This is a genomic window from Bradyrhizobium sp. (assembly GCF_049581145.1).
In the GTDB taxonomy this organism is placed as follows: domain Bacteria; phylum Pseudomonadota; class Alphaproteobacteria; order Rhizobiales; family Xanthobacteraceae; genus Bradyrhizobium.
Genome location: NZ_JBAURI010000952.1, coordinates 1 through 2,524 on the forward strand (window position 1 = coordinate 1; position 2,524 = coordinate 2,524).

General features: G+C 63.8%; 2 protein-coding genes and 2 pseudogenes. 2 read left to right on the forward strand and 2 right to left on the reverse strand.

The window, feature by feature from the left end; genetic code table 11:
• Positions 1-296, forward strand: a pseudogene (locus WCB02_RS30965) (ABC transporter); the annotation flags it as partial.
• A 114-nt stretch (positions 297-410) separates the two neighbouring features.
• The gene (locus WCB02_RS30970) at positions 411-611 is read left to right on the forward strand and encodes a hypothetical protein (RefSeq protein ID WP_423964080.1); all 201 of its coding nucleotides are present in this window, start codon (positions 411-413) and stop codon (positions 609-611) included.
• Here the strand turns inward: WCB02_RS30970 and WCB02_RS30975 are convergent.
• Both WCB02_RS30975 and WCB02_RS30980 read right to left on the reverse strand, forming a co-directional pair.
• Positions 608-1,081: a GNAT family N-acetyltransferase gene (locus WCB02_RS30975; protein ID WP_423964082.1), complete on the reverse strand. Its 474-nt coding sequence runs from the start codon at positions 1,079-1,081 to the stop codon at positions 608-610. The two genes, WCB02_RS30970 and WCB02_RS30975, sit on opposite strands and share 4 nt — an antisense overlap.
• Before the next feature lie 208 nt (positions 1,082-1,289).
• Positions 1,290-2,318: pseudogene (locus WCB02_RS30980) on the reverse strand (peptidoglycan -binding protein).
• Between the last annotated feature and the right edge of the window lie 206 nt (positions 2,319-2,524).

The window sequence follows — 2,524 nt, forward strand, 5'->3', positions numbered from 1 at the left end:
GCCAGCGCATCGCCATCGCCCGCGCCATCCTGCGCGACGCGCCGCTGCTGCTTTTGGATGAGGCGACGTCGTCACTGGATGCGGAAAGCGAGACCCTGGTGCAGACCGCGCTGGAAGAACTGATGCGCCAGCGTACCACGCTGGTGATCGCGCACCGGCTCGCCACCGTGTTGTCCTGCGATCGTATCCTGGTACTTGATCAGGGCCGTATCGTCGAGCAGGGTACCCACACCACGCTGGTTGCTGCCAACGGGCTTTACGCGCGGCTGGCGCGGCTGCAGTTCGAGGGCGCCTGAGACTTCGCCTCAATTCTGCCGTCTCGTGAAAATGTTCCCGGACGCGTGCAACTTTGCCGACTCTGATACGTTGCATGCGGAACTCATCATGCCGGACAGCAAGGGGAGCCGAATATGGCCTATCGCCGCGGCGGTTTTGTACTCACGCCTCCATCGATCCTGATCTTTTCCATTTCAATGCTGCTGGCTCTGCTCGCGATGCTGATTCGCTATGCGCATGCGCCCGTACCGATCATCAATGGGTCCAACGTGTTCGACGTGCTTGCGATCGCCTATGTCTTGCTGACGATCGGCGTGCTGTTCCGCGGTATCTAGCCAGGCGAGGGCTTCCACTCCATCCTGAGCACCGGCCGGCCGGAGATCGGATTGACATCCCCTCCGGCATGTACAAACCCGTTGCGTTCGTAGAAGCGGATGGCGCGGGCGTTGTCGGCGTTGACCAATAGCGTGACGCCATCGGGTGAACGCCGCTTGGCCTGGTCGACCAGGAGATCGGCAAGCTTCAACCCCCCAAGCTTCGACCCCCAATGATCCGGCGCGACCACGAGCTGGTCGAGGTAGCCTTGCTCATCGATGGTGACGAAGCCTGCGAGTTTGCCCGCTTGTTCAGCGACGATGATCGCAGCGTTCGGAACCAGCTCGTTGCGCCAGCGTGCGCGCCACCACGTTACCCGCGCCGCGAAATCGATGGCCGGATAGGCCTGCTGCCAGGTCTGTTGCCAGAGCGAAATCGCAGCGTCTTCGTCCGCCGGCTGATAGGGACGAAGCTGGAAGGGGACGCTCAAGGCCTGACCGTCGTGCCCGGCTTTGTGCCGGGCATCCACGTACTTCCGGCGTCATTCCGGGGCGCGCCAACGGGTCCACCCAAAGCGCGGCCCGGTGAGAGGCTCCGCGCTAACCCGGAATCTCGAGATGCCGGGTCTGGTGTTGCACACCATCCCGGAATGACGGTGTACGAGAGCGCAAGGAGCGGACGGCGTGCCGCGGTCACGGCTATTTTTCCGTGAGCTTCAGCTCGATGCGGCGGTTGCGGCGATAGGCATCGTCGGTATTGCCGGGATCGAGCGGTTGAAACTCGGCGAAGCCGGCGGCGACCAGCCGCTGCGGCGGCACTCCGAGCGAGACCAGATACTGCACCACCGAGATCGCGCGCGCCGCTGACAGATCCCAGTTCGACTTGAAGATCGGGCTGTTGATCGGCCTGACGTCGGTATGGCCGTCGACCCGCAGCACCCAGGCGATCTCTGGCGGAATCTGCTTGTCGAGGTCGATCAGCGCGCTGCCGACCTTGTCGAGTTCGGCGCGGCCCTCGGGCAACAGCGTGGCCTGGCCGGTATCGAAGAACACTTCCGACTGGAACACGAAGCGGTCGCCGACGATGCGGATGTCCGGGCGATTGCCGAGAATGGCACGCAGCCGGCCGAAGAATTCGGAACGGTAGCGCGACAGCTCCTGCACCCGCTGCGCCAGCGCGACGTTGAGGCGCTGGCCGAGATCGGCGATCCGGTTCTGCGATTCCTTGTCGCGTTTTTCGGAGGCATCGAGCGCGTCCTCCAGCGCCGCCAATTGCCGGCGCAGCGCGCTGATCTGCTGGTTCAGCACCTCGATCTGCGCCAGCGCACGCGCCGACGTCTGCTTCTCCGAATCGAGCGCCTTGCTCAGTTCGGTGGTCCTGCCGGTGGCGTCATTGCCGGCATTGGCAAGCCCATCATAGAGCCCCTTGACGCGGTCGCGCTCGGCTTCGGCCGAGGCGAGGCCCGCCTTGAGCTGCGTCACCTGGTCGGTGAGGCTGAGCTCGCCGAGCTTCTCCAGCGACAGCATGTCGTTGAGCTGTGCGATCTTGGCATTGAGCTCTTCCAGCGCCTTGTCCTTGCCGGTGACTTCCTGCGACAGGAAGAACTGCACGACCAGGAATACCGACAGCAGGAACACGATCGACAGCACCAGCGTCGACAGCGCGTCGACGAAGCCCGGCCATTAGTTGAATGCGGTTTCGCTGCGGCGAGCGCGGGCGAGGGCCATTTGATGTCTCCGCTTGTGTCGAGCCCCGGACGCGATGCAATGTGCAGCGCAAACCCGGGACGTGAATCACGTCAACGATACGATCGGCCCGGCCTTACAGCGCGACGCTGCGTTCGAGCCGCGATCGCGATCGCTAGTTCTTTTCCTTCTGCCGCGCCAGCCGCTCCAACAGCCGCTTGATCTCACGGTTCTGCTCGCCCTGGCCG

Bases quoted from the DNA above. Each gene is read 5' to 3' on its own strand.
- WCB02_RS30970 (WP_423964080.1), top strand. From the start codon at position 411: ATGGCCTATCGCCGCGGCGGTTTTGTACTCACGCCTCCATCGATCCTG.